The 2,639-nt window shown below is 75.1% G+C and carries 2 protein-coding genes; one reads left to right on the top strand and one right to left on the bottom strand.

The window, feature by feature from the left end; translation table 11 throughout:
* A partial coding sequence (locus GXP76_RS35080) for a serine/threonine-protein kinase (RefSeq protein ID WP_242575658.1) occupies positions 1 to 1,035 on the bottom strand: 1,035 nt, incomplete at its 3' end.
* 350 nt (positions 1,036 to 1,385) lie between these two features.
* On the opposite strand from GXP76_RS35080, the gene GXP76_RS35075 reads away from it, so the two are divergent.
* Positions 1,386 to 2,639 (top strand): FHA domain-containing protein (locus tag GXP76_RS35075; RefSeq protein ID WP_308354296.1); only part of this gene is annotated, 1,254 nt, incomplete at its 3' end.

Here is a 2,639-nt window from a genome sequence, read left to right as displayed (position 1 = left end):
GGACGCGCCCGGTGCGTTCGTCGGCAGCACGCTGGTCGCGGCGGCCGGGTCGTACGAACCCGCGTTGCTCGGCAGCACCTGGGTCGGGTCGGCGGCGCCGGGCTCACCGGGCACCGTGGTGGGCGACGGATCGGGCGCCAGCAGGGCGCCCACGCCCATCGCGGCGTTGATCTGTGCGGAGTTCGCGCGCGCGCCGATGCCGGAGGCGACGGTGCGCAGGGCGCGGGCGAGATTGACGGCGCTGGGCCGCTCGTCCGGCTCCTTACGGAGGCAGCGCTCTATCACCGTCCACAGCGGTTCGGGGACGTTCGACGGCCTGCGGGGCTCCTCGCTGAGGTGCCGGTGGAGCACTTCGAGGGCCGTGCCGCCCGCGAACGGCGGACGGCCGGTGACCAGCTCGTACAGCAGGATGCCCGCGCCGTAGACGTCGACGGCGGAGGTCTGCGGGCGGCCCTCGGCGGACTCCGGCGCCACGTACGCGGGCGTGCCGACGAACTCGTGCGTCCGGGTCAGCCCCGGGGAGTCGGCGAGCCGGGCGATGCCGAAGTCGGTCAGCATCGGGTGCAGCTGGTCGCCGTCGTCCTTCAGAAGGACGTTGGCGGGCTTCAGGTCGCGGTGCACGACGCCGTCGGCGTGGCTCGCGGCCAGCGCGTCCGCGATCTGGGCGGTGAGCAGCGAGGCGGCGACCGGGCTGAAGGGGCCGTTCTGCCGCAGGTAGTGGTGCAGGTCGGGGCCCTCGACCAGATCCATGACCAGGGCGAGGAGATCACCCTCGACGACCAGGTCGCGGGTCCGCACGATGTTGGCGTGGGTCAGCCGGAGCAGGACGGAGCGCTCCCTGAGGAAGCGCATCACCACGTCCGCGTCGTTCGCCAGCTCCTCCTTGAGGACCTTGATCGCGACGGTCTCCCCGGGCTGACCGGCCACGGCCGCCTCGGCACCGGCGGTCTCCCGCTGACGGGCGCGCCAGACGGTGCCCGTGGCGCCGCGCCCGATGGGCTCCTCCAGGAGGTACTTGCTGCCTACCGGCCGCACGTCATGCGCTCCCTGCTGCTGGTGGTCCTTGCATGGCCCCCGGGCCCACCCGGGTGTCCGACCCACTTTAAAGGCCGCGGGCGGGTTCCCGTCGCCGTCATGTTCGACAGGAAGACGCGAGCCTCCCACGGATGGTTGCCACTCACGTGTACCCGCGAGGTCCATGGATGATCCCAACCCGTTCGCAACCATGCACTTTTGCACGCACAGCCGACCATTCAAGATCACTTACCCACGGTCCGTGGGCGTGTTGTCGGTGGCAGGTGCGAAGATGCCACCCAGCACTCGATGTGTGGGGTCGTTCGCTCACCGTCCGTGCCGACCTGTACCGGACGATGTGTCGGTGCCGGGTGGGGGGATTCACACAGGGCAGCACCCCTGCCGGGCACCCCGCGCAGAAGGGACCGCTGACGGCGATGCAGATCCGGCTGACCGTCCTCGCGCCGCGCAGCGGCCATCCCGCGGGGCGCGCGTGCGACGTGCTCGTCACCGCCCCGGCGGGGACGGCGCTCGCCACCGTCGCCTCCGCCCTGGCCACGGCCGTCGCCGGACCCGACGTCTCGGGCGCCGTCGTGCTGTACGCGGGCCGGGAGCGGCTGGACGCGCAGCGCCGCACCCTGGGCGAGCCCCCGCTGGTGGACGGCGCCGTGCTGTCGCTCCAGGTCCCCGGCGAGGACGAGGCGCCCACCGACGACGTCCCCGCCCAGCTCCACGTGGTCGCGGGTCCTGACGCGGGCGGGGTCCATCTGCTGCACGGCGGACAGGTCAGGATCGGCCGCTCGGCCGACGCCGACGTACCGCTCGACGATCCGGACGTCTCGCGGCTGCACTGCTCGGTGACCGTGGCCGACGACGGCCACGTCTCGGTGGCGGACCTGCATTCCACGAACGGCACGACCCTCGAAGGCGTCCGGGTCGGTTCCCGCGCGGTCCCGCTCCCGGCGGGCGCCCTGCTGCGGCTGGGCGAGTCCGCGCTGCGGCTCACCTCGGGCGGCCGGATGCCGGCGCTGGCGGTCACGCCGGACGGCGAGGGGCATCTGCGGATCACCCCGGGGGTCCGGGACGGCGCGGGCGGCGACGGTGGCGGGAGCGAAGGCGCGGGTGCGAACGCGGGCTCCGGCGCGACCGGGCCGGGGACGGCGCCGGGGGCGCACACCGGCACCCGGTCCGGCCCGGAGACCGGGGCGTACGGCGTGGGCGGCGGCCCCGGCGGACGTACGGTCCACGCGTACCGACAGGGCGGCCAGGGCGGTTACGGCGGCCCCGCCGTCACACCCCGTGTGCCCGACCCGCGCACTCCGCGCTCCGACGCCGACACCCGGTACGGCGACGCCCTGTACGCGCCGGTGCCGGGTACCGGCGGGCGCCCCGCGCACGACCGCGCCGACAGCGACGACGTCCACGGCACGGTGGACGACGGCCCGCAGGGGCACAGCCGGGCGCCGGGATCCCGCCGGCAGGGCACGCCCATGCGCGGCACGGAGCTGCCCGAGGGCCCCGGCAGGCGGCGCGGCGGCATAGGCGCCTGGGCCAGGCGGCTGGCCGGCACGCGCGAGGACGGGTTCCCCGGCGAGGACGGCGTCCCGGCGGCCACCGGCACCGGC

This window comes from Streptomyces sp. NP-1717, from assembly GCF_022695985.1.
Taxonomy (GTDB): domain Bacteria; phylum Actinomycetota; class Actinomycetes; order Streptomycetales; family Streptomycetaceae; genus Streptomyces.
This window is presented reverse-complemented; position numbering and strand designations above follow the sequence as displayed.